The sequence below is a fragment of the Azospirillum brasilense genome, assembly GCF_001315015.1.
In the GTDB taxonomy this organism is placed as follows: Bacteria; Pseudomonadota; Alphaproteobacteria; order Azospirillales; family Azospirillaceae; genus Azospirillum; species Azospirillum brasilense.
Genome location: NZ_CP012917.1, coordinates 368,578 through 392,989 on the forward strand (window position 1 = coordinate 368,578; position 24,412 = coordinate 392,989).

At 69.2% G+C, this 24,412-nt stretch carries 19 protein-coding genes; 9 read left to right on the forward strand and 10 right to left on the reverse strand.

Annotated elements, in window-relative coordinates; genetic code table 11:
* Positions 1–277: 277 nt before the first annotated feature.
* Together AMK58_RS26575 and AMK58_RS26580 are read right to left on the reverse strand one after the other, a co-directional pair.
* Positions 278–889, reverse strand: a complete 612-nt coding sequence (locus AMK58_RS26575; protein WP_059399667.1) for a DUF2076 domain-containing protein — start codon at positions 887–889, stop codon at positions 278–280.
* A gap of 325 nt (positions 890–1,214) precedes the next feature.
* Positions 1,215–2,330, reverse strand: a complete 1,116-nt coding sequence (locus AMK58_RS26580; RefSeq protein ID WP_035682877.1) for an AI-2E family transporter — start codon at positions 2,328–2,330, stop codon at positions 1,215–1,217.
* A gap of 204 nt (positions 2,331–2,534) precedes the next feature.
* On the opposite strand from AMK58_RS26580, the gene AMK58_RS26585 reads away from it, so the two are divergent.
* From AMK58_RS26585 to AMK58_RS26615, 7 genes are all read left to right on the forward strand, one after another.
* Positions 2,535–3,212 (forward strand): HAD family hydrolase, encoded by a 678-nt coding sequence (locus tag AMK58_RS26585; RefSeq protein WP_035682875.1) that lies wholly within the window; start codon positions 2,535–2,537, stop codon positions 3,210–3,212.
* A complete protein-coding gene (locus AMK58_RS26590; RefSeq protein ID WP_035682881.1) occupies positions 3,209–4,093 on the forward strand; it encodes a lipid kinase in 885 nt (294 codons plus the stop codon). Before AMK58_RS26585 ends, AMK58_RS26590 begins: the two co-directional genes overlap by 4 nt.
* Before the next feature lie 359 nt (positions 4,094–4,452).
* Complete coding sequence (locus AMK58_RS26595; RefSeq protein WP_035673347.1) at positions 4,453–5,142, forward strand: GntR family transcriptional regulator; 690 nt, start codon at positions 4,453–4,455, stop codon at positions 5,140–5,142.
* Positions 5,143–5,183: 41 nt separating this feature from the next.
* Positions 5,184–6,941: an oxalyl-CoA decarboxylase gene (gene oxc / locus AMK58_RS26600; protein ID WP_059399668.1), complete on the forward strand. Its 1,758-nt coding sequence runs from the start codon at positions 5,184–5,186 to the stop codon at positions 6,939–6,941.
* Positions 6,942–7,057: 116 nt separating this feature from the next.
* A complete protein-coding gene (locus tag AMK58_RS26605; protein WP_051140211.1) occupies positions 7,058–8,788 on the forward strand; it encodes an NAD(P)H-dependent oxidoreductase subunit E in 1,731 nt (576 codons plus the stop codon).
* Position 8,789: 1 nt separating this feature from the next.
* The gene (fdhF, locus tag AMK58_RS26610; RefSeq protein ID WP_035673352.1) at positions 8,790–11,543 is read left to right on the forward strand and encodes a formate dehydrogenase subunit alpha; all 2,754 of its coding nucleotides are present in this window, start codon (positions 8,790–8,792) and stop codon (positions 11,541–11,543) included.
* Between the two features lie 108 nt (positions 11,544–11,651).
* Positions 11,652–12,497 (forward strand): IclR family transcriptional regulator, encoded by an 846-nt coding sequence (locus AMK58_RS26615; RefSeq protein ID WP_051140212.1) that lies wholly within the window; start codon positions 11,652–11,654, stop codon positions 12,495–12,497.
* A gap of 415 nt (positions 12,498–12,912) precedes the next feature.
* On the opposite strand, the gene soxR is transcribed toward AMK58_RS26615, so the two are convergent.
* The gene (gene soxR / locus AMK58_RS26620; protein ID WP_035673355.1) at positions 12,913–13,374 is read right to left on the reverse strand and encodes a redox-sensitive transcriptional activator SoxR; all 462 of its coding nucleotides are present in this window, start codon (positions 13,372–13,374) and stop codon (positions 12,913–12,915) included.
* Between the two features lie 97 nt (positions 13,375–13,471).
* Here soxR and AMK58_RS26625 point away from each other — a divergent pair, with 97 nt between their 5' ends.
* A complete protein-coding gene (locus AMK58_RS26625; RefSeq protein ID WP_014200106.1) occupies positions 13,472–13,732 on the forward strand; it encodes a hypothetical protein in 261 nt (86 codons plus the stop codon).
* Between the two features lie 346 nt (positions 13,733–14,078).
* Here the strand turns inward: AMK58_RS26625 and AMK58_RS26630 are convergent, their stop codons facing one another.
* The 3 genes from AMK58_RS26630 to AMK58_RS26640 all read right to left on the reverse strand — a co-directional run bounded on the left by AMK58_RS26630 (position 14,079) and on the right by AMK58_RS26640 (position 17,065).
* On the reverse strand, positions 14,079–14,969 hold the full coding sequence (locus tag AMK58_RS26630) for a helix-turn-helix domain-containing GNAT family N-acetyltransferase (protein ID WP_104675503.1): 891 nt from the start codon (positions 14,967–14,969) through the stop codon (positions 14,079–14,081).
* Between the two features lie 333 nt (positions 14,970–15,302).
* Positions 15,303–16,553 (reverse strand): formyl-CoA transferase, encoded by a 1,251-nt coding sequence (gene frc, locus AMK58_RS26635; protein WP_035673364.1) that lies wholly within the window; start codon positions 16,551–16,553, stop codon positions 15,303–15,305.
* Positions 16,554–16,636: 83 nt separating this feature from the next.
* Complete coding sequence (locus tag AMK58_RS26640; RefSeq protein WP_035673429.1) at positions 16,637–17,065, reverse strand: PAS domain-containing protein; 429 nt, start codon at positions 17,063–17,065, stop codon at positions 16,637–16,639.
* Positions 17,066–17,421: 356 nt separating this feature from the next.
* Here AMK58_RS26640 and AMK58_RS26645 point away from each other — a divergent pair, with 356 nt between their 5' ends.
* Complete coding sequence (locus AMK58_RS26645; protein ID WP_059399669.1) at positions 17,422–19,485, forward strand: methyl-accepting chemotaxis protein; 2,064 nt, start codon at positions 17,422–17,424, stop codon at positions 19,483–19,485.
* 51 nt (positions 19,486–19,536) lie between these two features.
* Here the strand turns inward: AMK58_RS26645 and AMK58_RS26650 are convergent, their stop codons facing one another.
* Genes AMK58_RS26650 through AMK58_RS26665 form a run of 4 tightly spaced genes read right to left on the reverse strand, consistent with a single transcriptional unit; the run spans position 19,537 to position 24,335 of the window.
* Entirely contained in the window at positions 19,537–20,826 is a 1,290-nt protein-coding gene (locus AMK58_RS26650; RefSeq protein WP_035673371.1) for an amidohydrolase family protein, read from the reverse strand.
* Positions 20,826–21,749 (reverse strand): ABC transporter permease, encoded by a 924-nt coding sequence (locus tag AMK58_RS26655; RefSeq protein WP_035673431.1) that lies wholly within the window; start codon positions 21,747–21,749, stop codon positions 20,826–20,828. The genes AMK58_RS26650 and AMK58_RS26655 overlap by 1 nt, the downstream gene beginning before the upstream one ends.
* 5 nt (positions 21,750–21,754) lie before the next feature.
* Positions 21,755–22,804, reverse strand: a complete 1,050-nt coding sequence (locus AMK58_RS26660) for an ABC transporter permease (RefSeq protein ID WP_014200097.1) — start codon at positions 22,802–22,804, stop codon at positions 21,755–21,757.
* The gene (locus tag AMK58_RS26665) at positions 22,794–24,335 is read right to left on the reverse strand and encodes an ABC transporter ATP-binding protein (RefSeq protein ID WP_035673373.1); all 1,542 of its coding nucleotides are present in this window, start codon (positions 24,333–24,335) and stop codon (positions 22,794–22,796) included. The genes AMK58_RS26660 and AMK58_RS26665 overlap by 11 nt, the downstream gene beginning before the upstream one ends.
* Positions 24,336–24,412 lie beyond the last annotated feature (77 nt).

Below are 24,412 nucleotides of genomic sequence, written 5' to 3' on the forward strand. Positions count from 1 at the left end.
CGCTTTTCCTTGCCCTGTGCTTCACCCCCTCTTGATCGGGCGGGGGGCAACGGGGCCTTCTCTTGAAGGAAACTAGATGCGCGTGAAATTGCTGGCAAGGCGGACGGTTGGCCGTCCTGCAAAAAGCAAGGAGATGAGCGCCGGCGCGGTCCGGAATCGGGAAAGTGTCGCGGACGGGGCCGCGAACGATAATTTCCGGTCTGCTCTCAGGACGGGGAGGGAGGCCGGGGACCGGCCGGGCGGTGGGAGGAGGCCGCCCGGCCGGTCTCCGCGGGGATCAGAATTCCTCGTCCCCGCCGAAGCCGCCCCACGAATCCTCTTCGCTGGGGATCTCCTCGGCCACCTGATCGACGGCGCCCTGGGCCTCCTGGGCGATGGCCTCGCCGCCGCCGGAGAAGGCGCTGGACAGCGCGCTGCCGATCAGCATGCCGCCGGCCACGCCCATGGCCGTCTGCATGGCGCCGGCCATGAAGCCGCCGCCGGCGCGCTGCGGCTGCTGGGCGTAGGCGGCGACGCGCGGGTCGCCGTAGGCCGGGGCGGCGCCGGGCGCCTGACCCCAGGGCGAGCCGCCGGGGCGCTGCTGCGGGGCCGGGGCGGGCTTGGCGGCGCCGCCACCGAACAAGCCGCCGAAGATGCCGCCGCCGCCGGCCGCCGCGGCCGGGCGTTCCTGAAGCTGGCGCTCCAGCTCCTGGTTCTGGTTCTGCGAGGCGGCCAGCGCCTGCTCCAGCATGACGATGGCCTGCGCCATCAGGTAGGGCGCGCCCGGCTGGCGGGCGATGGTGTCGCGGATGTGGGCTTCGGCCTGCGGGTCGCGCGGGCCGGACTGGGCCTCGGCCTGACGCAGCTTGGCGAAGAGGTCGTCAATGATCTGGCGTTCGGTCTGGTCCATGGCGGTGCTCGTGCTCTCGGTGGTTTGAGGGATGGTCCGGGCGTGCCCCGGCGCGTCGTCCGTCAGAGGGGCGACAGCGTCCGGGGGAGGCCGGAAAGATGTGGAGGGTGTGGGAGAGGTCTGGGGATCGCGGGTCCATGGGAGCATTCAGTCCCTCCAAGTGCGGTCACGCCCGTCGGCGCAAGAGCAGGTGAAGAGATCCGACATCGCGACCACGTCTAAGTCGCCAGAGGGGCCCGGATCACAGGTCCCGGAGACGTGGGGAGGGCCGGGAAACCTGTCAAGAGAGGGGGGTGCCAGAAAAATAACGGAAAACAGCGCTGCGTTACTCGGGCCGGGTGCGCGCCTCGAAGCGGCGGCGGTCGCTCTTGTCGCTGAGCACGAAGGCGAAGGGGCGCAGCGCGTCGATGTGGCTGAGCGCGATGGCGATCAGGACGGTCATCGGCACCGCCAGCACGGTCCCCGCTGCCCCCCACAGCCAGCTCCACAGCAGCAGCGAACTGACGATCACCAGGGGCGAGATGGCGAGCTGCTTGCCCTCCAGCCGCGGGCCGATGAAGTTGCCCATCACCTGCTCGATCACCAGCAAGCCGCCCGCGACCATCAGGGCGGTGGTCGATCCGCCCTGGGCCAGCGCCATCAGCACCGGCAGCGCCCCCGCCGTCACCGACCCGATCACCGGGATGTAGTTCAGCAGGAAGGCCAGGAAGCCCCACAGGAACAGGAAGTCGATCCCGAACAGCGACAGCCAGCCGATGTAGAGCGCCCCGGTGATCAGCCCCAGCGTCGTGCTGACCAGCAGGAAACGGCGGAACTGCTGGGCGATGGCGATGACCGCGGTGACGGTGGTGGCGCAACGCTCCGGCCCCAGCGTCTTGACGATCTTCTCCCGCCAGACCGGCGCCTCGACCAGCATCAGCAGGGCGAGGAACAAGACGATGACCAGCGTCGAGACGGCCTCCCGCGCCGCCGTCAGCACCGACGCGACGAGGCCGGACAGCGCCTCCGCCCCGCCGCCTCCGGAGTCGCTGCTGCCGGAATCGCCGAGAAACCGTTCGCGCAGCCCGTCGATCCAGCCGCTCGCCTGCCCCCACAGACGTTGCAACTCCTCGGCGTGGCGCGGCACCTCGCCGGCCACACGCTGGCCGATGAACCACAGGCTCCCGGCGAAGACGGCCAGCACCAGAAGCACCGTCAGCATGGCGGCGAGCGGGCCGAGCAGGGCCAGCCGCGGCGGCACCCGGTCGCGCACCCAGCGCCCGACCGGCGCCACGGCGACCGCGACGAAGAAGGCCCCGGCCAGCGGGATGAGCACCGGCGACGCGGCGCCGAGGCCCCACAGGACGGCCAGGGCGGCCAGCAGGCCGAGCAGCCAGAGGCCAAGCGTCATCCGGTCGATGGACCAGCGCCGATTCCCGTCCGCGTCCTCACGCTGTGCCAAGGCCGTCCGCTCCCCGCCATTGCGCCACGCTGCCGGTTGGGCAGCATGAGCTTGACGCGAAACCGGCCGCGAAGTTCCGCAACGCCCCGGTCCCAGCCGGAGCGCAGAATTGCCATCCGGGGGACGTTGCGGCGCAGCGGAGCTGCCACCAACTCACTGGGGCCGGCTCCGCCGGAGCGGGATTCAGCCTTGGGGGCACACGCCATGGACCGCATCAACACGGCTTTCCTGTTCGACCTCGACGGCACGCTGATCGACAGCGTCTACCAGCACGTGCTGGCTTGGCAGGAGGCGCTGGACCATGAGGGGATCGAGCTGTCGGTCTGGCGCATCCACCGCAAGATCGGCATGAGCGGCGGCCTGTTCGCCAACATGCTGCTTCGCGAGACCGGCCTCGCCATCAGCCCGGAGCTTCTGGAGCGGCTGCGCCGCCGCCACGCCGAGGCGTTCCGCGGGCTGGCCGGGCGCGTCCGCCCGCTGCCCGGCGCGCAGGAGCTGCTGTCCCACCTGACGGCGGCCGGCATCCCCTGGGCCATCGCCACCAGCGGGCGGATCGAGACGGCGCGCTCCGGGCTGGAGGCCCTGGGCGTTGACCCCGACCGGGTGCCGGTGGTGACTCGCGATCAGGTGAAATACGCCAAGCCCGACCCAGACCTGTTTCTGGCCGCGGCGGAACGGCTCGGCGTCGCCATCGAAACGGCCATCGTGGTCGGCGACAGCGTGTGGGACATCCTGGCGGCGCGGCGCGCCCGCGCGCTCAGCATCGGGCTGCTGTCCGGCGGCTACGGGCAGGACGAGCTGGAGCGGGCCGGCGCCTTCCGCGTCTACGAGGACCCCGCCAGCCTGCTGGAGCATCTGGACGAGGTGGGAGGCCGACGCTGAGCGCCGACCGACGCCGCGCGCTGCTGATCGTCAACGGGAAGGCCCGCCAGGGGCAGCGCGCGCTCGACGACATCCGGGAGGAGGCCGCGAAGGCGGGCGTCACCCTGATCCGCGCCGAGTGCCGCGAGCGGGAGGACATTGCCGAGGCGATCCGCGACCATGCCGACTCGGTGGACATGGTCATCATCGGGGGCGGCGACGGCACGCTGAACGCCGCCGCCCCGGCGCTGGCCGACACCGGCCTGCCGCTCGCCATCCTGCCCATGGGCACGGCGAACGATCTGGCGCGCACGCTGGGCATTCCGCTGGATCTGCGGGAGGCGGCGAAGCTGGCGGTCAGCGGCCCGATTCGCCGGATCGACCTCGGCGAGGTCAACGGCGTGGCTTTCTTCAACGTCGCCAGCATCGGCCTCAGCGTCGAGCTGGCCCGCGAGCTGACGCGCGAGATGAAGCGGCGCTGGGGCGTCTTCGGCTACGCCGTGGCGGCTTTCCGCGTGGCGCGGCGCATGGCGCCCTTCCGCGCCGAGATCCGCATCAATGGGGTGCGGCACCGCGTCAAGTCGGTGCAGATCGGCGTCGGCAACGGGCGCCATTACGGCGGCGGCATGACCGTTCAGGAGAACGCCGCCCCCGACGACGGGCAGCTCGACGTCTACAGCATCGACCTGCGCGGCTGGTGGGAGTGGCCCCTGCTGTACCCGGACTTCCGCCGCGGCCGGCACGGACACTGGAAGAACGTCCACGCCTGGTACGGGCAGGAGGTGGAGATCACCACCCGGCACCGCCGCCCAGTCAACACCGATGGCGACATCACCACCCACACCCCGGCGCGCTTCCGCGTGCGGCCGGGAGCCGTCTCGGTCATCGCGCCGCCGCGGTGAGGCTGTGGGCTGTTGCCCCCACCCTAACCCTCCCCCGCTCTCGGCGGACCTATGGTCCGCCTGTCGCGTCAGCGCAAACCTTCGGTTTGCGCGAGAGCTGCGCAGGGGAGGGGACTACCGCCGCTTCTCAACAATCTCTCTCCCCCGCAACCCCGGCGCGACATTCCCCTCAAATCCAAGTCCGCTCGTGAAACAGTTCGCTGAGCGAACATAATCGCTTGCGGGCTAGTGGTATCTGGTATACCGTATCACCAATCCAAGCCGCTTCCCTTCTCCGGGGCAACGAAACCGCGGCCCAAACCCCTTCAGCCGGGGCCCTCCAACGCGAGGGGAAAGAAGAGTCAGGGACGGGAACAGCCATGCAGACGATGAGTTTCTCGGTCGCCCCGCTGGACCAGGGGATGAGCTTCAAGGCCAAGGCCTACCAATCGCTGCGCCAGGCCATCACCCAGATGGACATCTACGGCGGGCCGAGCGAGATCCGCCTCGACGAGCGCCAGCTCTGCGAGGCGCTGGGCGTCAGCCGCACCCCGGTGCGCGAGGCCATGGCGCTGCTTGAGCAGGAGGGCTTCATCCGCTCCATGCCCCGGCGCGGCATCTTCGTCGTGCGCAAGACCAAGGCGGAGATCATCGAGATGATCACCGTCTGCGCCGCGCTCGAAGGCATGGCCGCCCGCCTCTTCGTCGAACGCGCCGACGAGCGCGGCATGGCCGACCTGCACGAGACCTTCGACCGCTTCGCCGAAGGCGAGCTGGCCGACCACGTGCTGGAGTATTCCGACGCCAACGTCGCCTTCCACCAGTCGATCATCCAGGCCTCGGGCTGCACGCTCATCGCCGACCTGACCGACCGCTTCTTCATCCACATGCGGGCCATCCGCCGCGTCACCATGCGCCGCGGCGGCCGGGCCGAGACGTCCATCGTCGAGCACCGCGACATCATCGACGCCCTGACCCGGCGCGACGCCGACCTGGCCGAGCGGCGGGTGCGCGAGCACACGCTGGGGCTGGCCCGCCATGTCGAACAGCACTGCGATTTTCTCGATTGACCGATCGTGAACCGAATAAGAGTCGGGGAGGAGTAACCCTTATGTCAGCCGTCACAGTCCTCAACAACCAAGCCACGGCCGCCACCGATGCGGAACCGGCGCTGACGGATGGTTTCCAGCTCGTCATCGATGCCCTCAAGCTCAACGGCATCGAGAACCTCTACGTCGTGCCGGGCATCCCGATTTCCGACCTGCTGCGCATGGCCCAGGGCGAGGGGCTGCGGGTCATCTCCTTCCGCCACGAGCAGAACGCCGGCAACGCCGCGGCGATCGCCGGCTTCCTGACCAAGAAGCCGGGCGTGTGCATGACCGTCTCGGCGCCGGGCTTCCTCAACGGCCTGACCGCGCTGGCCAACGCCACCACCAACTGCTTCCCGATGATCCTGATCTCCGGCTCCTCGGAGCGCGAGATCGTCGACCTCCAGCAGGGCGACTACGAGGAGATGGACCAGCTGGCCATCGCCAAGCCGCTGTGCAAGGCGGCCTTCCGCGTGCTGCACGCCCAGGACATCGGCATCGCGGTGGCCCGCGCGATCCGCGCCGCGGTGTCGGGCCGTCCGGGCGGCGTCTACCTCGACCTGCCGGCCAAGCTGTTCTCGCAGGTGATGGACGCCGCCGAGGGCGCGCGCTCGCTGGTCAAGGTGGTCGACGCCGCCCCGGCGCAGCTGCCCTCGCCGGACTCGGTGGCGCGCGCTCTGGAGGTGCTGAAGGGCGCCAAGCGGCCGCTGATCATCCTCGGCAAGGGTGCGGCCTACGCGCAGGCCGACGAGGCGGTGCGCGAGCTGGTCGAGAAGAGCGGCATCCCGTTCCTGCCGATGAGCATGGCCAAGGGCCTGCTGCCCGACACCCACCCGCAGTCGGCGGGGGCGGCGCGCTCGATGGTCCTGAAGGACGCCGACGTGGTGGTGCTGGTCGGCGCGCGGCTGAACTGGCTGCTGTCGCACGGCAAGGGCAAGACCTGGGGCGAGCCGGGGTCGAAGACCTTCATCCAGATCGACATCGAGCCGCGCGAGATGGACAGCAACGTGGCGATCGTGGCGCCGCTGGTCGGCGACATCGGGTCCTGCGTCTCGGCGCTGACCGCCGGCATGGCCAAGGGCTGGACGCCGCCGCCGGCGGAGTGGACGGGGGCGGTGTCGGCGCGCAAGGAGGCGAACATCGCCAAGATGGCGCCCAAGCTGATGAGCAACGCCTCGCCGATGAACTTCCACGGCGCGCTGGGCGCGCTGCGCCGGGTGGTGCAGGAGCGGCCCGAGGCTCTGCTGGTCAACGAGGGGGCCAACACGCTGGACCTGGCGCGCGGGATCATCGACATGCACCAGCCGCGCAAGCGCCTGGACGTCGGGACCTGGGGCGTGATGGGCATCGGGATGGGCTTCGCGGTGGCGGCGGCTGTGGAGTCGGGCAAGCCGGTGCTGGCGGTGGAGGGCGACAGCGCCTTCGGCTTCTCGGGCATGGAGGTGGAGACGATCTGCCGCTACAACCTGCCGGTGTGCATCGTGGTGTTCAACAACAACGGCATCTACAAGGGGACGGACGTGAACCCGACGGGCGGGTCGGACCCGTCGCCGATGGTCTTCGTTCCGGACTCGCGCTACGACAAGATGATGGAGGCCTTCGGCGGCGAGGGCGTCAACGTGACGACGCCGGACGAGCTGTACCGCGCGGTCAGCGCGGCGATGGACAGCGGCCGGCCGACGCTGATCAACGCGGTGATCGACCCCAACGCCGGGTCGGAGAGCGGCAACATCGGCAGCCTCAACCCCACCAGCGCCGTCCGCAAGGGTCCAAAGCAGTAACGCCTTCCTGAGTTATAAAAAAAGCCCCCTCGGAAAAAACGGGGGGGCGGTTCCAAACGACGGCACGACATCCCAACGTTACGAAGAATCAAGCCTGACGAGAGGGGAGGGCGGACATGGACACGGCCATCGTCGCCAAAGACGACACCAAAAGGCGCGCCATCCATCCCGGTTCGGGGCGCCGGAACACCCGGCCCCAGCCGAAGGGCCGGCAGGTCGATCCGGCGGCCCTGGCGGAGGTGCAGGAACTCCTCGGTGACCGGTCCCGGCAGCGGGACCTGCTGATCGAGCATCTGCACCTGTTGCAGGACACCTACCACGGGCTGCACGCCCGCCACCTTGCGGCGCTGGCCCACGAGATGCGGCTGGCCCTGGTGGAGGTGTACGAGGTGGCGTCCTTCTACGCCCACTTCGACATCGTGATGGACGGGGAGGACGCCCCTCCGCCCGTGACCGTCCGGGTCTGCGACAGCCTGTCCTGCTGCATGGCCGGCGGCGAAAAGCTGCTCGACGAACTGAAGGCCGCCGACATGGGGCCGGATGTCCGGGTGGTGCGCGCTCCCTGCATGGGCGCCTGCCACAACGCCCCGGCGGTGGCCATCGGCCACGCCCTACACGAGAACGCCACGGTCGAGAGCGTGGTCACCGCCGTGAAGAACGGCGAGACGCACCCGCAGCTCCCCACCTATGTCAGCCTGGAGCAGTACAAGGCGGAGGGCGGCTACCGCCTGCTCGCCGACTGTCTGACGGGCAACGTCCCGGTGGACGACATCCTCGGCAAGCTGGAGGGCGCCAACCTGCGCGGCCTCGGCGGCGCCGGCTTCCCGACCGGCCGCAAGTGGCGCTTCGTCCGCCACGAGCCCGGCCCCCGCCTGATGGCGGTGAACGGGGACGAGGGCGAGCCGGGCACCTTCAAGGACCGCTTCTATCTGGAGAACGATCCGCACCGCTTCCTGGAAGGGATGCTGATCGGCGCCTGGGTGGTCGAGGCGACCGACGTCTACATCTACCTGCGCGACGAGTACCCGCACATCCGCGAGGTCCTGGAGCACGAGATCGCCGCCGTGGAGAAGGCCGGCCTCGCCGGGCACACCCGCATCCATCTGCGGCGCGGCGCCGGGGCCTACATCTGCGGCGAGGAGTCCGCGATGCTGGAGAGCATCGAGGGCAAGCGCGGCCTGCCGCGGCACAAGCCGCCCTTCCCGTCGGTCGTCGGCCTATTCGGCCGCCCGACCCTCATCAACAACGTCGAGACGCTGTTCTGGATCAGGGACATCCTTGAGAAGGGCGCCGACTGGTGGGGCAGCTATGGGCGCAACGGCCGCAAGGGCCTGCGCAGCTACTCCGTCTCCGGTCATGTGAAGGACCCGGGCGTGAAGCTGGCCCCCGCCGGCGTCACCATCCGCGAACTGATCGACGAGTATTGCGGCGGCATGGCCGACGGCCACACGCTCAAGGGCTATCTGCCCGGCGGCGCGTCGGGCGGCATCCTGCCCGCCAGCATGGACGACATCCCGCTGGACTTCGGCACGCTGGAGCAGCACGGCTGCTTCATCGGCTCCGCCGCGGTGGTCGTGCTGTCGGATCAGGACGACATGCGCAAGGTCGTGCGCAACCTGCTGGACTTCTTCGAGGACGAGAGCTGCGGCCAGTGCACGCCCTGCCGCGTCGGAACGGAGAAGGCGGTGGCGCTCATCAAGCAGCCGGTGTGGGACGAGCCGCTTCTGACGGAGCTCGCCCGGCTGATGGGCACGGCGTCGATCTGCGGCCTGGGTCAGGCCGCGATGAACCCACTGAAGAGTGCGCTGAAGCACTTCCGCGACGATCTGCGCGGGGAGGTCCGGTGATATGAGCGACCGCATCCTGTTCCACCTCGACGACGAACTCGTCGAAGCCCACGCCGGCGAGACGATCTGGCAGGTCGCCAACCGCCTGGGCACCGAGATCCCGCATCTCTGCTACGCCGATGAGCCGGGCTACCGCGCGGACGGCAACTGCCGGGCCTGCATGGTCGAGATCGACGGCGAGCGTGCCATGTCGGCCTCCTGCGTGCGCCACCCGACGCCGGGCATGCGCGTCCGCTCGGCCAGCGAGAACGCCAAGTTCGCCCGCAAGATGGTCATCGAGATGCTGGTCGCCGACCAGCCGAAGCGGGAGGAGGCCCACGACCCGGACAGCAAGTTCTGGCGCTGGGCCGACCGCCTGGAGGTCTCGGACAGCCGCTTCCCCAGCCGGGAATGCGCGCCGAAGCCCGACTTCAGCCATCCGGCCATGGCGGTGCAGCTCGACGCCTGCATCCAGTGCAACCTGTGCGTCCGCGCCTGCCGCGAGGTCCAGGTCAACGACGTCATCGGCATGGCGCTGCGCGGCCACAAGGAGACGATCGTCTTCGACTTCGCCGACCCGATGGGCGACAGCACCTGCGTCGCCTGCGGCGAGTGCGTCCAGGCCTGCCCGACCGGCGCGCTGATGCCGAAGACCCAGGTGGACCTGAACAGCGGCGTCTTCGCCGCCGCCCCGGACCGCAAGGTGGACAGCGTCTGCCCCTATTGCGGCGTCGGCTGCCAGCTGACCTACAACATCAAGGACGAGAAGCTGCTGTCGGTGACGGGCGGCGACGGCCCGGCCAACAAGAACCGGCTGTGCGTGAAGGGCCGGTTCGGCTTCGACTACATCCACCACCCGCACCGCCTGACCAAGCCGCTGATCCGCAAGGAGGGCGTGTCCAAGCACGACGTGGACATCGACCCGCTCAACCCGCTGACCCACTTCCGCGAGGCGAGCTGGGAGGAGGCCCTGGAAGTCGCCACCGCCGGCCTGCGCAAGATCCGCGACGAGCGGGGCGGCTCGGCGCTCGCCGGCTTCGGCTCGGCCAAGGGCTCCAACGAGGAAGCCTATCTGTTCCAGAAGCTGGTGCGCGTCGGCTTCGGCACCAACAACGTCGACCATTGCACCCGCCTGTGCCACGCCTCCTCGGTGGCGGCGCTGATCGAGGGCATCGGGTCGGGCGCGGTGACGGCTCCCTTCATGGCGGCCAAAGACGCCGAGGTGATCGTCGTCATCGGTTCCAACCCGACGGAGAACCACCCGGTCGCCGCGACCTTCTTCAAGAACGCGGCCAAGCGCGGCGCCAAGCTGGTCATCATGGACCCGCGCGGCCAAGTGCTGAAGCGCCACGCCAGCCACATGCTGCAGTTCAAGCCGGGCCGTGACGTTCCCATGCTGAACGCCATGCTGAACGTCATCATCAGCGAGGGGCTGTACGACGAGCGGTATGTGGCGGAGCACACCCAGGACTTCGAGGAGCTGCGCGCCCACATCGCCAGCTTCACCCCGGAGGCCATGGAGCCGGTCTGCGGCATCCCGGCGGAACAGCTCCGCGAGGTCGCGCGCCTCTACGCCACCTCCAAGGGCTCGATTATCTTCTGGGGCATGGGCGTGTCGCAGCACACCCACGGCACCGACAACGTGCGCTGCCTGATCGCCCTGTCGCTGGTCACCGGCCAGATCGGGCGCCCCGGCACCGGCCTGCACCCGCTGCGCGGCCAGAACAACGTCCAGGGCGCCTCCGACGCCGGCCTGATCCCGATGATGTTCCCGGACTACCGCCCGGTGGACGATCCCGAGGTCCACGCCTTCTACGAGGATTTCTGGGACACCAAGCTGGACTCCAAGCGCGGCCTGACCGTCGTCGAGATCATGGACGCGATCCACGCCGGCTCGCTGAACGGCATGTACGTGATGGGCGAGAACCCGGCCATGTCCGACCCGGACGTGGAGCACGCCCGCGACGCGCTCGCCAAGCTCGACCATCTGGTGGTGCAGGACCTGTTCCTGACCGAGACGGCCAAATACGCCGACGTGGTTCTGCCCGCCTCGGCCTGGCCGGAAAAGACCGGCACGGTGACCAACACCAACCGCCAGGTCCAACTCGGCCGCCAAGCCCTGCCGCCTCCGGGCGAGGCCCGGCAGGATCTGTGGATCGTCAACGCCATGGCCCGCGGCCTGGGTCTGGACTGGACCTACGAGCATCCGCGCGACGTGTTCCGGGAGATGAAGGGGGCGATGCCGTCGCTCGACAACATCACCTGGGAGCGGCTGGAGCGCGAGCGCTCGGTGACCTACCCCAGCCTGTCCGCGGACGATCCCGGCCAGGAGATCGTGTTCGGCGACGGCTTCCCCACGGCCACCGGCCGCGGGCGTCTGGTCCCCGCCGATGTGATCCCGCCGGCCGAGGAGCCGGACGCCGAGTTCCCGATGGTCCTGACCACCGGGCGCCAGCTGGAGCATTGGCACACCGGGTCGATGACCCGGCGCGCCCAGGTTCTCGACGATCTGGAGCCGGAGGCGGTGGCCTACATGAGCCCGGCGGACCTGCGGCGGATGGGCGCCAAGGGCGGCGACCGCATGAAGGTCACCACCCGGCGCGGCACCATCGAGCTGAAGGCGCGGTCGGACTACAATGTCCCGTCCGGGCTGGTGTTCGTGCCCTTCTGCTACGCCGAGGCGGCGGCCAACGTGCTGACCAACCCGAAGCTGGACCCCTACGGGAAGATTCCCGAGTTCAAGTTCGCCGCGGCCCGCATCGAGCCGGCGGCATAGCCAACCGGCGGCCCCCGTTCCCCGCGAGGGAGAACCGGGGGCCGCCACACCCGAGGACGACAACGGCGCGATGCAACAGCGCCGGACGATTTCGAGAGGGATGGGACGATGAAGACGCAAGCGCTGATGATGGCACCCCCGGCCCCGCGGGCCGAAGGCCGCGCGGAGACGGTGGACCGTGCGGCGAAGGGCAATCTCGTTCAGTCGCTGTCGCGGGCACTGAGCATCATGACCATCCTCGGCCAGTCGGACAGCCCGATGAGCCTGACCGCGGTGGCCGAAGCGGCGCATCTCTCGCCCTCCACGGCGCACCGTCTGCTGACCACTCTGCAGGAGGAGCGTTACGTCCGCTTCGACCAGGGCAAGCGCGGCTGGGCGGTCGGGGTGCAGGCCTACATGACCGGCACCGGCTTCCTGAAGACGCGCAGCCTGCTCGACGTCGCCCGTCCGCGCATGCGCCGGCTGATGGAGGAGACCAGCGAGGTCGTCAATCTGGCCATCGAGGAAAACGGCGAAGCCATCTATCTGCACCGCGTCGGCGGCCCGCGCGTCGCCCAGGCGGCGCTGCCCGTCACCGACCGGACGCTGCTGCACTGTTCCGCCGTGGGCAAGGCGCTGCTCGCCGGCATGCCCGACACGCGGGTGCAGAGCATCGTGACCCAGCGCGGCATGCGCCAGTTCACCCGGACCACCGTGTCGTCGATCCCGGCGCTGCACCGGGAGCTGATCCTGACGCGCGATCGCGGCTACGCCGTGGATCAGGAGGAGCGGGTCAGCGGCCTGCACTGCGTCGCCGCGGCGATCTACGACGAGCAGGCCCGCGTCATCGGTGCCTTGTCGCTGTCGAGCACCAACCGGCGCCTGGACGACGCCCGCGTCGTGGCCTTCGGTGAGATGGTCAAGCGCACCGCCGCGGCGGTGACCGCCGAGATCGGCGGGCGCTTTCCGACCTGAGGCTCTGGCTTAGCCCCTAGGGAATTCGAATTCGCGCCGGCCGGGAGGCGCGATCCGCCCCGATCCGCAAATCCTTCGGATTGGGTCGAGGCGGCTGTTACCCCGGTTTTCCTTCCTGTCACGTAGTGCTGCCCTGAAGAAACTGACCGCGCCCGCAACGGCGCGGTCTTTTTTTGGCAAAACACTTTGTTTCCGCAATGTGGAAACTTAAGATTCCTTGTTGCGTCCTGGCGAAGACTCGGGCATCATTCTTCTTACACAGGGTTCATCACCCTTTGTATCGGGCGGGTTGTTGCTCCGCATTATATGCGAGCCTCTCGGATACTGGCCGTGCTGGAAACAGCACGGCCTTTTTATTGCCGAGGCGGCGCCGGACGGGGAGGTTATGCTGCGGTGCGGCAAAACAGCGCGGAGGTCACCGCGGATCGAGCAGGCGCGGGCCGGGACCGTCCTCCGACAGCTCGTCCCAGGGGTTGCGCAACGGGCATTCGCCGAGCGACAGGCAGCCGCAGCCGATGCAGTCCTCCAGCCCGTCGCGCAGCCTGGTGAGCACGGCGATGCGCTCGTCCAAGTCCGCTTTCCAGGCCGCGGACAAGCGTTTCCAGTCCTCTGCGGTGGGCGTGCGGCCGTCCGGCAGGGTCTTCAGCGCCTGCGCGATGGTGGCCAGCGGAACGCCCAGGCGCTGGGCGACCTTGATGACGGCGATGCGCCGGAGCACGTCGCGGGGAAAGCGGCGCTGGTTGCCGCTGCTCCGCCAGCTCGCGATCAGCCCCTTTGATTCGTAGAAGTGGATGGTGGACACTGCCACACCGGAGCGTTCCGCGACCTCGCCCACGGAAAGGTCCTTGTCCATGTCGGCGGGATCGAGAATCGCCATCGCCGGGCCTCCCCTGGGGTTCGGAACCTCTTGACCTCAAGTGAAGTTGAGGTTGTACCGAGAGAGAGTCAACAGCGCGCCGCATCGAGGGTAGCCGATGATTTCACCAACCTCCGTCGATTGGACTTCGCTCAACACCCTGCGCGCCACGCCGGGGCCGGAGGTGACGGCTCTGCCGGCCTCGTTCCTGACGATCACCAAGGCCGCGAACCTGAAGCCGGCCATCGTCCGCCCGGTGCTGGACGGGCTGCTGCGCCAGGGCTTCGTGCGCGAATACGAGACCCAGTACGGCAAGGCCTACGCCCGCACGCCGGAGGGCAACCAGCGCATCCGCGAAGTGAGGGAGTGGCTGCGGTAAGGTTCGGGATTCTCGCCGGCAATCGGTTCTTCACGGATTGCACGGATTCAGACACGGATTTCCCGGATTATCCTATTTGTCGCGACCCGAGATCATTGGGGGCGGGCCTCGCACCGTGAGACAGAATCCTGCAGGCAGAAAAACGAACGTATTCTTGCCTTGAAGGGCGATTCCCGGACGGGACAGCGAGCCGGGATTTCGACGGGCAGGGAACCCGGTCAGGAAATCTCCGTCAGGCATGCCCCTATCCTCATGAGCTTTCCTGCCGTCTCATCGCCAATCCGCTCTTGGAATTGTCGATGATCTCGGGTCGCTACGTTTATGGGGCGGCGGAACTCGGCCCCAATCAGGGCCGAGGGTTTGTCGCAGGGGGCCGTAGCCTGACGAAGCGCTGCTCCAGAACCTCTCCTCCCCACTGCGAGCCGAGGTGCTCCTCGACGCAAGTGAAGCCGTGCGCCTCGTAAAGATGACGGGCGGCCGAGAGACCGCTGAAGGTCCACAGATGGGTTTCCGTGAAACCCTGTGCATCCACGAAGGCAAGAGCCTCCGACAGCAACCGACGCCCAACCCCGCCACCGCGCACGCCGTCATCGATGATGAACCAGCGCAGATGTGCGATGCCCTCTCCCATATCCTCCCCGTCGATCGCGATGGAGCCGACTATGTTCTCTTCCCGGATGGCCGACCATATCGCGTTTCGTGGGCTCTCAAGGCGATCACAGAAGGCGGCCAGTCCGGCGGCCACAACCGACTCGAACCGCTGCCCGAAGTGGGCGGTCCTTGCATAATAGCGTACGTGCATCTGGGTGATCCGCGCGACGATGCCCTGCCGATATCCGCAGACGATCCTGATCTCCGGGCGCGCGCTGTGATCGACGCGGGAGGCCAGGGCGTCGGCATAGAGCCGCAGTCCTGTGGCAACCACTTGCCCCTCCCCGGGATCCAGGCGCTCCAACGCCTCTGACACCTGCTTGGTGGCGAAGGTGTGGATCGCGGCCACGCGCTGCCGCCCCGCTGCGCTCAGGGTCAGCCTCTTGCTGCGGCTGTCGTCCATATCCGCCTGCTCCAGCACGTCTCCTGACCGGACGAGCTTCTGGAGCATGCGGCTGATGCTGGATTTTTCCAGACGGAGGACATCTCCGAGCCGACGCGCCGTGATGCCTGGACAGGCATCGATTTCGATCAAGGCGTGGACCGCCGATGGGGGCAGCTCCGTACTGGCGAAAGCGCCCCCCATGAACCCGAGTTCGCGGACAAGTCGACGGGAGGCCGAGCGGATCTGTTCGATGGTGGCAGACTGTGCGGTCACTTCAGGGCTCAACATGGTTGCATGATACAACCATATCCGAGATGATCTCGGGCCGCTACACCTACTCGTGCGCGGCGCGCGCTTCCCGGTCAGCGATGGCTGGACACGTCAAGGAACAATCCGTGTCATCCGTGTCTGAATCCGTGCAATCCGTGAAGCCCCTATTGCCCGGCAAAAATCCAGAACCCGCACAAAGAAAGGACGGCGCCCCTTTCGGAGCGCCGTCTTCGCGAGGTGTGCCGTCAGACTGTCGGGAAGCGATCAGACAACCTTGTTGGCGTGCAGCTCTGCGATCTGTTCCTTGCTGTAGCCGAGGCTGGCCAGAACCTCGTCGGAGTGCTCGCCGAGCAGCGGCGACCCGGTCACTTCGACGGTCATATCCGAGAACTTGATCGGGCTGCCGACGGTCAGGTACTTGCCGCGGGCCTTGTGGTCGACCTCGACGATCGTGCCGCTCTTGCGGAGCGACGGGCACTCGGCGATTTCCTTCATGGTCAGCACCGGAGCGCACGGGATGTCGAACTTGCGCAGGATGTCGACCGCCTCGTACTTCGTCTTGTCGGCCAGCCAGCCCTCGATGAAGGCGAAGATGTCGAAGATCTTGTCCTGACGCGCCTGGGCGGTGTTGTAGGCCGGATCGTCGATCCACTCCGGCTTGCCGAGAGCCTTGCAGATCGGCGCCCAGGCATGGCCCTGGATGGTGAAGTAGATGTAGGCGTTCGGGTCGGTCTCGGCGCCCTTGCACTTCAGGACCCAGCCCGGCTGGCCGCCACCGCCGGCGTTGCCGCCACGCGGAACCACGTCGGAGAACTCGCCGTGCGGGTACTGCGGATACTCTTCCAGGTAGCCGACGCGGTCGAGGCGCTGCTGGTCGCGCAGCTTGACGCGGCAGAGGTTGATGACCGAGTCCTGCATCGACACGGCGACCTTCTGGCCCTTGCCGGTCTTCGAACGGCCCATGAGGGCGGTCAGGATGCCGATGGCGAGGTGCATGCCGGTGTTGCTGTCGCCGAGAGCGGCGGCGCTGACGGTCGGCGGGCCATCCCAGAAACCGGTGGTCGAAGCCGCACCGCCGGCGCACTGGGCGACGTTCTCATAGACCTTCAGGTCTTCGTAATGATGGCCGTCGCTGAAGCCCTTCACCGAGGCGACGATCATGCCCGCGTTCAGCTCGTTGATGCGCTCCCAGGTGAAGCCCATGCGGTCGAGCGCGCCCGGCCCGAAGTTCTCCACGAGGACGTCGGATTCCTTGATCAGCTTCTCAAGGATTTCCTTGCCCGCCGGGGTCTTGGTGTCCAGCGTCAGCGAGCGCTTGTTGCTGTTCAGCATCGTGAAGTAGAGCGCGTCCGCTTCGGGAATGTCACGGAGCTGGTTGCGGGTGACGTCGCCGGAACCCGGCCGCTCCACCTTGATGACGTCCGCGCCGTACCAGGCGAGGAGCTGCGTGCAGGCGGGGCCGGCCTGAACGTGGGTGAAGTCGATGATCTTGATTCCTTCGAGCGGCTTGCTCATGGCTCGTTTACTCCCTCTCACTTATTGCGATGCCGTTGTTGAGCACTGGACAACACGGACAAACTGGCGGGATGGGTTGTGGGTTACTGACTTGCGGACTCCAACTCCGACAGGCGTCGGCGGAGCTTGCGCTCCTCGGCCCAGCGGCTGCTCTCGTCGCGGATGATGGCGACGATTCCGGTCACCGTGCCGTCCGGCGCGGTCAGCAGGGCGACCGTGAAGGCGATGGACAGGGCGTGCCCGTCCTTGTGCAGGGCCGGGACGCGCAGCACGTCGCTGCCGTAGCGCGTCTGGCCCGTGCGCATGGTGTTGGCGTAGCCGTCCCAATGGCGCTGGCGCTGGCGTTCCGGGATGATGATGTCGAGCGATTGCCCCAGCGCTTCGCTCTCCGCGAAGCCGAACATCCGCTCGGCCGCCGGATTCCACACAGTGATGGCGCCCTGCGCGTCGGACACGACGATCGCGTCCCCGGCGGCCATGACAAGCTGTGTGAAATCGACTGTTGCGCTCATGAAAGCATTCGCTCCGACACCGGACCCGAAACCTTCCGGCGCCGTCATGTTTTCTTCAAAACACGCCCGCACCGTTGGTTTTGCACTCCGTTTCCGAAGTGCGATGGGATGTGAGATACCGTATACCAGATGCGAAATGCCTGGCAAGCCCTTTTGTGCGTTAGGCGAACTAATCGCGCTCCGGACCTTTCGCGGCAAATGCCGGAGACTGAGAAAGGAGGCCGCCCGATGCGCGCACTCGCCACCGTTGAACCGGCGGATGATCTGTGACCGGCAGATATGGCCGTTCGGTTTTCGGTGTGCCAAGATGGCCGACCGCCTCTGATCCGGGGCGGCGGCTCGAACAGGGTAGGGGCATGACGGGGCGTTTCAGAACCAAGATCATCATCGGCATGACCGCTGTCCTGGCCGTGGGAGCGGCGGCGGTCACCTCCGTGTCCCTGCTCCTGTCCCGCGACGCCGCGGAGCGGGCGGTGACGACCCTGGTGGCCGAAACCGCCGACCATCACGGCGCGCGGGTGGCCGCCGACATCTCCGCCGCCCTGGCCGATGCCCGTTCCGCCGCCGCCCTGGTGGAGGTGGAGCGCTCCACCGGCGCCCCGCGCCGCGAGACGGTCAACCGCTACCTCAACCGCCTGATGGCGGTCGGCCCGCTCTACGCCGGGGTGTGGGTGGACATGGCCGACGACGGGTTCGACGGGCGCGACCGCGACGTCGCCGGGCTGGACCGCGCCGGCGAGATTCTCGGCCTGCCCGGCACCGGGCGGATGAGCCTGCTGTGGCTGCCCGGCCCCAAGGCCGACGACAGCGAGGGCTATCCCTTCTCCGACGTCGAGGAGAAGGAATATTACCGGGCCGCCGCCGCGGCCGGGAAGCCGGTGCTGACCGAACCCTATCTGGACGATCTGACCAAGGCGCTGATGACCAGCGCCGCCGCACCGGTGAAGGACGGCGATCGGGTGATCGGCGTCGCCGGCGTCGATCTGACGCTGAGCGGCCTGACCGATCTGGTCCGCCGGGTGAAGCCTTACGGCGACGGCCACGCGGCGGTGCTCACCGGTGCCGGGGTCTATGTGGCCCATCCCGACGCCGGCCGCCTGTCGCAGCCCGCCGACGACCTGCCGGAGGACGCGCGCCGCGCCATCGCCGAGGGCCGGGCCTACGACGGCGTCGTCACGCTCGGCGGCGCCCCCCATTACCTGCGCCTGTCGCCGGTGCGCTTCACCGGCGCCGACGGGGCGTGGTCGTTCCTGGTCGCGGCGCCGCAGGCCAGCGTGATGGCCGACGCCAACCGGCTGACCCTGCTGACCGTCCTGGTCGGGGTGGGCTGCATCCTGCTCGGCGGTCTGGTGGCGTGGCGGGTGGGCGACGGCATCGCCCGGCCGATCGCCGGGCTGACCGTCGCCATGGACCGGCTGGCCGCCGGCGATCTGGACGCCGCCATTCCCGGCGCCGACCGCAAGGACGAGGCGGGCGCCATGGCCCGCGCGGTCGGGGTGTTCAAGCAGGGGCTGGTGCAGGCCCGCGACCTGGGCCGCCAGCAGGAGGCGGAATGGCGGGCCAGGGAGGCGCGGACCGCCACCCTGCTCGACCTGCAGCGCGGGTTCGAGGAGCGGGCGGGCGGCCTGACCGGGGCGCTGGCCTCGGCGGCGCAGCAGCTCGAATCCACCGCCCGCGCCCTTACCGGTATCGCCGAGCAGACCCACGGCCGGTCGGAGCGGATGACGCTGTCCGCCCATTCCGCCGCGGACAACGTGCAGACCGCCGCCGCCGCGACCGAGGAGCTGTCGGCCTCGGTGGAGGAGATCGGGCAGCAGGTGGGCGAATCCGCCCGCATCGCCGAGGCGGCGGTGGCGGATGTGAAGCGCGCCGACTCGGCCGTCGTCGTGCTGGCCGACAGCGCGGAGCGGATCGGCGCCGTCGTCGGCCTGATCAACGACATCGCCGGCCAGACCAACCTGCTGGCGCTCAACGCCACCATTGAGGCGGCCCGTGCGGGCGAGGCCGGAAAGGGCTTTGCGGTGGTCGCCGGAGAGGTCAAGAGCCTGGCCAACCAGACCGCCCGCGCGACCGAGGACATCGTCGGCCAGATCAAGGGCATCCGCGACGCGACGGGCGAGGCGGTGGAGGCGGTGCAGAGCATCAGCCAGACCATCGCCCAGGTCAGCCGCATCGCGTCCGGCATCGCGGCGGCGGTGGACCAGCAGTCCGCCGCCACCCGCGACATCGCCCGAAGCGTCCTGCAGGCCGCCGACGGCGCCCGCGAGGTCAGCGGCGGCATGGGCGAGATCCGGGCCGGGGCGGGCGACACGGGCACCGCCGCCGACCAGCTCCTCGCCGCCGCCGCCGGGGTGGCCGGTCAGTCCAAGGAGCTGGCCCGCGAAATCGACCGCTTCATCGCCGGGGTCCACAAGGCGTGATACGCGGATTCTTCCCTCTCCCTGGGTGAGAGAGGGAAGGATTGCGGGACGTTACCTCGCCCGCGCCGTGGGCAGGGTGAAGGACACCGACTCCGGGCGGCCCGGCAGGGAAAGCTGGGCCTCCACCGGGGCGCAGCGGCTGACCACGGCGCCGCGGCGCAGGACGAACAGGCGGGTGGCGCGGGTGCGGATCGCCTCCACCGGGTCGGCGGCCTGGAGCACCACCAGATCGGCGTGGCAGCCGACCTCCAGCCCGTAGCCATCGAGGTGCAGCAGCTTGGCGGGCGCCTCGGTCACCGCGCGGAAGCAGGCGAGCATCCCGTCATAGCCGGTCATCTGCCCGACATGCAGGCCCATGTGCGCGACCTCCAGCATGTCGCCGGAACCGAGCGGGTACCAGGGGTCCATCACGCAGTCGTGGCCCAGCGCCACCGTCAGGCCGGCGCCCATCAGCTCCGGCACGCGGGTCATGCCGCGGCGCTTGGGGTAGCTGTCGTGGCGGCCCTGGAGCGTGATGTTGATGAGCGGGTTGGCGATGACGCCGAGGTTCGCCTCGACCATCAGCGGGATCAGCTTGGAAACGTAGTAGTTGTCCATGGAATGCATGGAGGTGAGGTGCGAGCCGGTCACCCGGCCCTGCATCCCCAGCCGCTGCGTCTCGTAGGCCAGCGTCTCGACATGGCGGGACAGCGGGTCGTCCGACTCGTCGCAATGCATGTCGACCAGCAGCCCGCGCTCCGCCGCGATCTCGCAGAGCAGCTTCACGGAGGCGGCGCCGTCGGCCATCGTCCGCTCGAAATGCGGGATGCCGCCGACCACGTCCACGCCCATGTCGAGTGCGCGCTTCAAAAGGTCCACCGCGCCGGGGGCGCGCAGCACGCCGTCCTGCGGGAAGGCGACCAGCTGCAGGTCGAGGTAGGGGGCGACCCGCCGCTTGACCTCCAGCAGCGATTCCACGGCCAGCAGGCGCGGGTCGCAGATGTCCACATGGCTGCGGATCGCCAGCAGACCGCGCGCCACCGCCCAGTCGCAATAGGCCAGCGCCCGCTCGACGATGGCGTCCTGGACGAGCTGCGGCTTCAGCTCGCCCCACAGCGCGATGCCCTCCAGCAGCGTGCCGGAGCGGTTGACCCGCGGCAGGCCGTAACTGAGCGTGGAGTCCATGTGGAAGTGCGAATCGACGAAGGGCGGCGTGACCAGCCGGCCGGTGGCGTCGATCTCCTCCCCGGCGGGGCCGGGCAGGTCCTTTTCCACCGCGGCGATGCGGCCCTCGCGGACGCCGATGTCCATGCCGGTGCGGCCGTCGGGCAGCGTGGCGCGGCGCAGGATCAGATCGAACATCAGCGTTCTCCTTTGCGGTACGGGATCATCAGCGCCCGCGGGTAGGAGGCGCGGCGCGCCACCAGCACCAGCGCCAGGATGCTCAACAGGTAGGGCATCATCAGGAACAGCTGGTAGGGCAGGACGCCCCCCGCCACCTGCTGAAGCCGCAATTGCAGCGCGTCGAAGGCGGCGAACAGCACCGCGCCCAGAAGCGCCTTGCCGGGCCGCCAGGAGGCGAAGACGACCAGCGCGATGCAGATCCAGCCGCGCCCGTTGACCATGTTGAAGAAGAAGGCGTTGAAGGCCGACAGGGTGAGGAAGGCCCCGGCCAGCGCCATCAGCGCGCTTCCCGCCACCACCGCGCCGATGCGCACCGCGGTGACGCTGAGTCCCTGGGCCTCCGCCGCTGCCGGATTCTCGCCGACCATGCGCACCGCCAGCCCGACCGGCGTGCGGTAGAGGACGTAGGCGACCACGGCGACGAGGATCAGCGCCATGTAGGTCATCGGCGTCTGGGCCAGCGCGCCGGGCAGGGCCAGCGGCTGGAACGGCTCGATCGTCGGCGGGGTGCTCGCCTGCGGCAGGACGAGGCGGTAGACGAAGTAGGACAGGCTGGTGCCGAGCAGGGTGACGCCGATGCCCGCCACATGCTGCGACAGGCCCAGCGGCACCGTCAGGGTGGCGTGCAGCAGCCCCATCAGCCCGCCGCACAGCGCCGCCACCAGCACGCCGGTCCACAAGTCGGCGCCCTGGTAGACGGCCATCCAGCCGGCCATGGCGCCCATCGTCATGATGCCCTCGATGCCGAGGTTCAGCACGCCCGCCCGCTCGCACAGCAACTCGCCCAGCGTGCCCAGGATGTAGGGGGTGGCGATGCGCAGCACCGCCGTCCAGAAGGCGGCGGAGACCAGGATGTCGAGGATCGTTTGGAACAGCTCCATGGCGCTCACCCCCGCCGCAGCCGGTAGCGCGTCAGCAGCCCGGCGACCAGCATGCAGAGCAGGCTGGTGGCGACGAGCACGTCGGCGATGTAGTTGGGCACCGGCATGGCGCGGCTCATGGCGTCGGCGCCGACGAAGATGCCGGCGATGAAGACCGCCGCCCCGACCACGCCCACCGGGTGAAGCTGCGCCAGCATGGCGACGACGATGCCGCTGTAGCCGAAGCCCGGTGACAGGTCGAGCGTCAGGTAGCCCTTGAGCCCGCAGACCTCGATCACCCCGGCCAGCCCGGCCAGCCCGCCGGACAGCAGGGCGGTGCGCAGCATGACGCGGGTCACCGGCATGCCGGCGAAGGCCGCGGCGCGCGGGTTGGCGCCGACCGCCCGGTTCTCGTAGCCCCAGATGGTCCGGGTGTCGATCAGCCAGAGCAGCGCCGACAGGCCCAACGCGACCAGCAGGCCGGTGTGCAGCCGCGTGCGCTCGACCAGCTTGGGCAGCTCGGCGGCTTCGACGACGGGGGCGGACTGCGGCCAGCCCATGCCCATGGGGTCCTTCAGTGCGCCTTCCAAAAGCATGGAGACGAGCAGCAGGACGATGAAGTTCAGCAGCAGCGTCGTCACCACCTCGTCCACGCCGAAGCGCACCTTCAGCACGGCGGGACCGAGCAGCGTGGCGCCCCCGGCGGCGGCCCCGGCGATCATCACGGTCGGCAGCAGCAGCCAAGCCGGTAGGTCCAGCATCCCGCCGCCCAGCACGACGGCGGCGAGCGCGCCCATGTAGAGCTGCCCCTCCGCGCCGATGTTCCACAGCTTGGCGCGGAAGGCCACGGCGGCGGCGAGGCCGGTGAGGATCAGCGGCGTGGCGCGGGTCAGCGTCTCGGTCAGGGCGAAGCGGGAGCCGGCGGCCCCCTCCAGCAGCAGGCCGTAGGCGCGCAGCACCGGCGCGCCGGTCCAGGCGACCAGCAGCGCGCAGAGCGCCAGCGCCGCCACCACCGCCGCCACGGGCGCCAGCAGGCGGGCGGCCAGCGGGGTATGCTCTCGCGGTTCAAGCCGCATCGACGATCTCCGGCAAAATCTCCCAATGCCCGGCCATCAGCAGGCCGAGCTGGCGGACCGACACGCGGCCGTGCGGCAGAACGGGGGTGAGGCGCCCGTGATAGGCGACGGTGATGCCGTCGGCCAGCGCCAGGATCTCGTCCAGATCCTCGGAGATCACCAGCACCCCGGCCCCGGCGGCGCGGGCCTCCAGCAGCCGCCCATGGACGTATGACACCGCGCCCACGTCGAGGCCGCGGGTCGGCTGGCTCGCCAGGATCAGGTCGGGACCGTGGGCCAGCGTGCGGCCCAGGATCAGCTTCTGCATATTGCCGCCGGACAGCAGCTGCGTGCGGGCGTCCGGCCCCGGGCAGCGCACGTCGAACGCTTCGATCACCTCCTCGGCGTAGGCGCGGGCGGCACTCCGGCGGATCAGGCCGAAGCGCTGGAAGGCGGGGTCGTGGTAGCGCTCGGCGATCAGGTTCTCCCAGACCGCCATGGCGCCGACGAGGCCCGCGGCGTGGCGGTCCTCCGGGATGCGGGCGACGCCGCGCCGGACCATCTCCGCCGGGTCGGCATTGCCAATGGCCTCGCCCTTCAGCGCCATGGTGCCGGAGTCGGGGTGGATCAGGCCGCTGACCAGCTCGGCCAGCGCGGTCTGCCCGTTGCCCGACACGCCGGCGATGCCGACGATCTGGCGGCGGTGCACGGTCAGGTCCACCGCGTCGAGCAGCGGGCGCCCGTGGCCGGAGGCGACGGTGACGCCGGACAGAGTCAGCACCGGTTCGCCCGGCTCCAGCGGGGTCGGGGTGGGCGGCTTCAGGGCGCGCCCGACCATCAGCTCGGCCAGCTCCTCGCGGTCGGTCTCGGCGGTCCTGCGGGTGGCGACGAGGCGCCCGCCGCGCAGCACGGCGACGGTGTCGCTGGCCGCGAAGACCTCGTTCATCTTGTGGCTGATGAAGACCACGGCCAGACCGTCGGCGGTCAGACGGCGCAGCGTGTCGAACAAGCTGGCCGATTCCTGCGGGGTCAGCACCGCGGTCGGCTCGTCCAGGATCAGGACGCGGGCGTCGCGGTAGAGCGCCTTCAGGATCTCGGCCCGCTGCCGCTCGCCCACCGACAGATCGCCGACCAGCGCGTCGGGCCGCACCTCCAGCCCGAAGCGGCGGGCGAGGTCAAGCAGCTTGGCCTTGGCGGCGGCGCGGTCGGAGCGCGGGCGCCACAGCGACTCCGTGCCCACGGCGATGTTGTCGAGCACCGACAGGTTGTCGGCGAGCGTGAAATGCTGGTGGACCATGCCGATCCCGGCGGCCAGCGCCGCTCGGGGGGAGCCGGGGGGAAGCGGCTGGCCGAACGCCTCGATGCTGCCCTCGTCGGCCACGTAATGGCCGAACAGGATGTTCATCAGGGTCGTCTTGCCGGCGCCGTTCTCGCCCAGCAGGGCCAGCACCTCGCCCTTGTGGAGCGTCAGCGAGATCGAATCGTTGGCGACGAGCGGCCCGAACCGCTTCGTGATGCCGGAGAGGCGGAGGACGATGGGGGGTGATGTCATGGATGTCCGCGGGGTGCCGGAAGGCAAGAAACATATTCCCTCTCCCCTCCGGGGAGAGGGTTAGGGTGAGGGGGTTG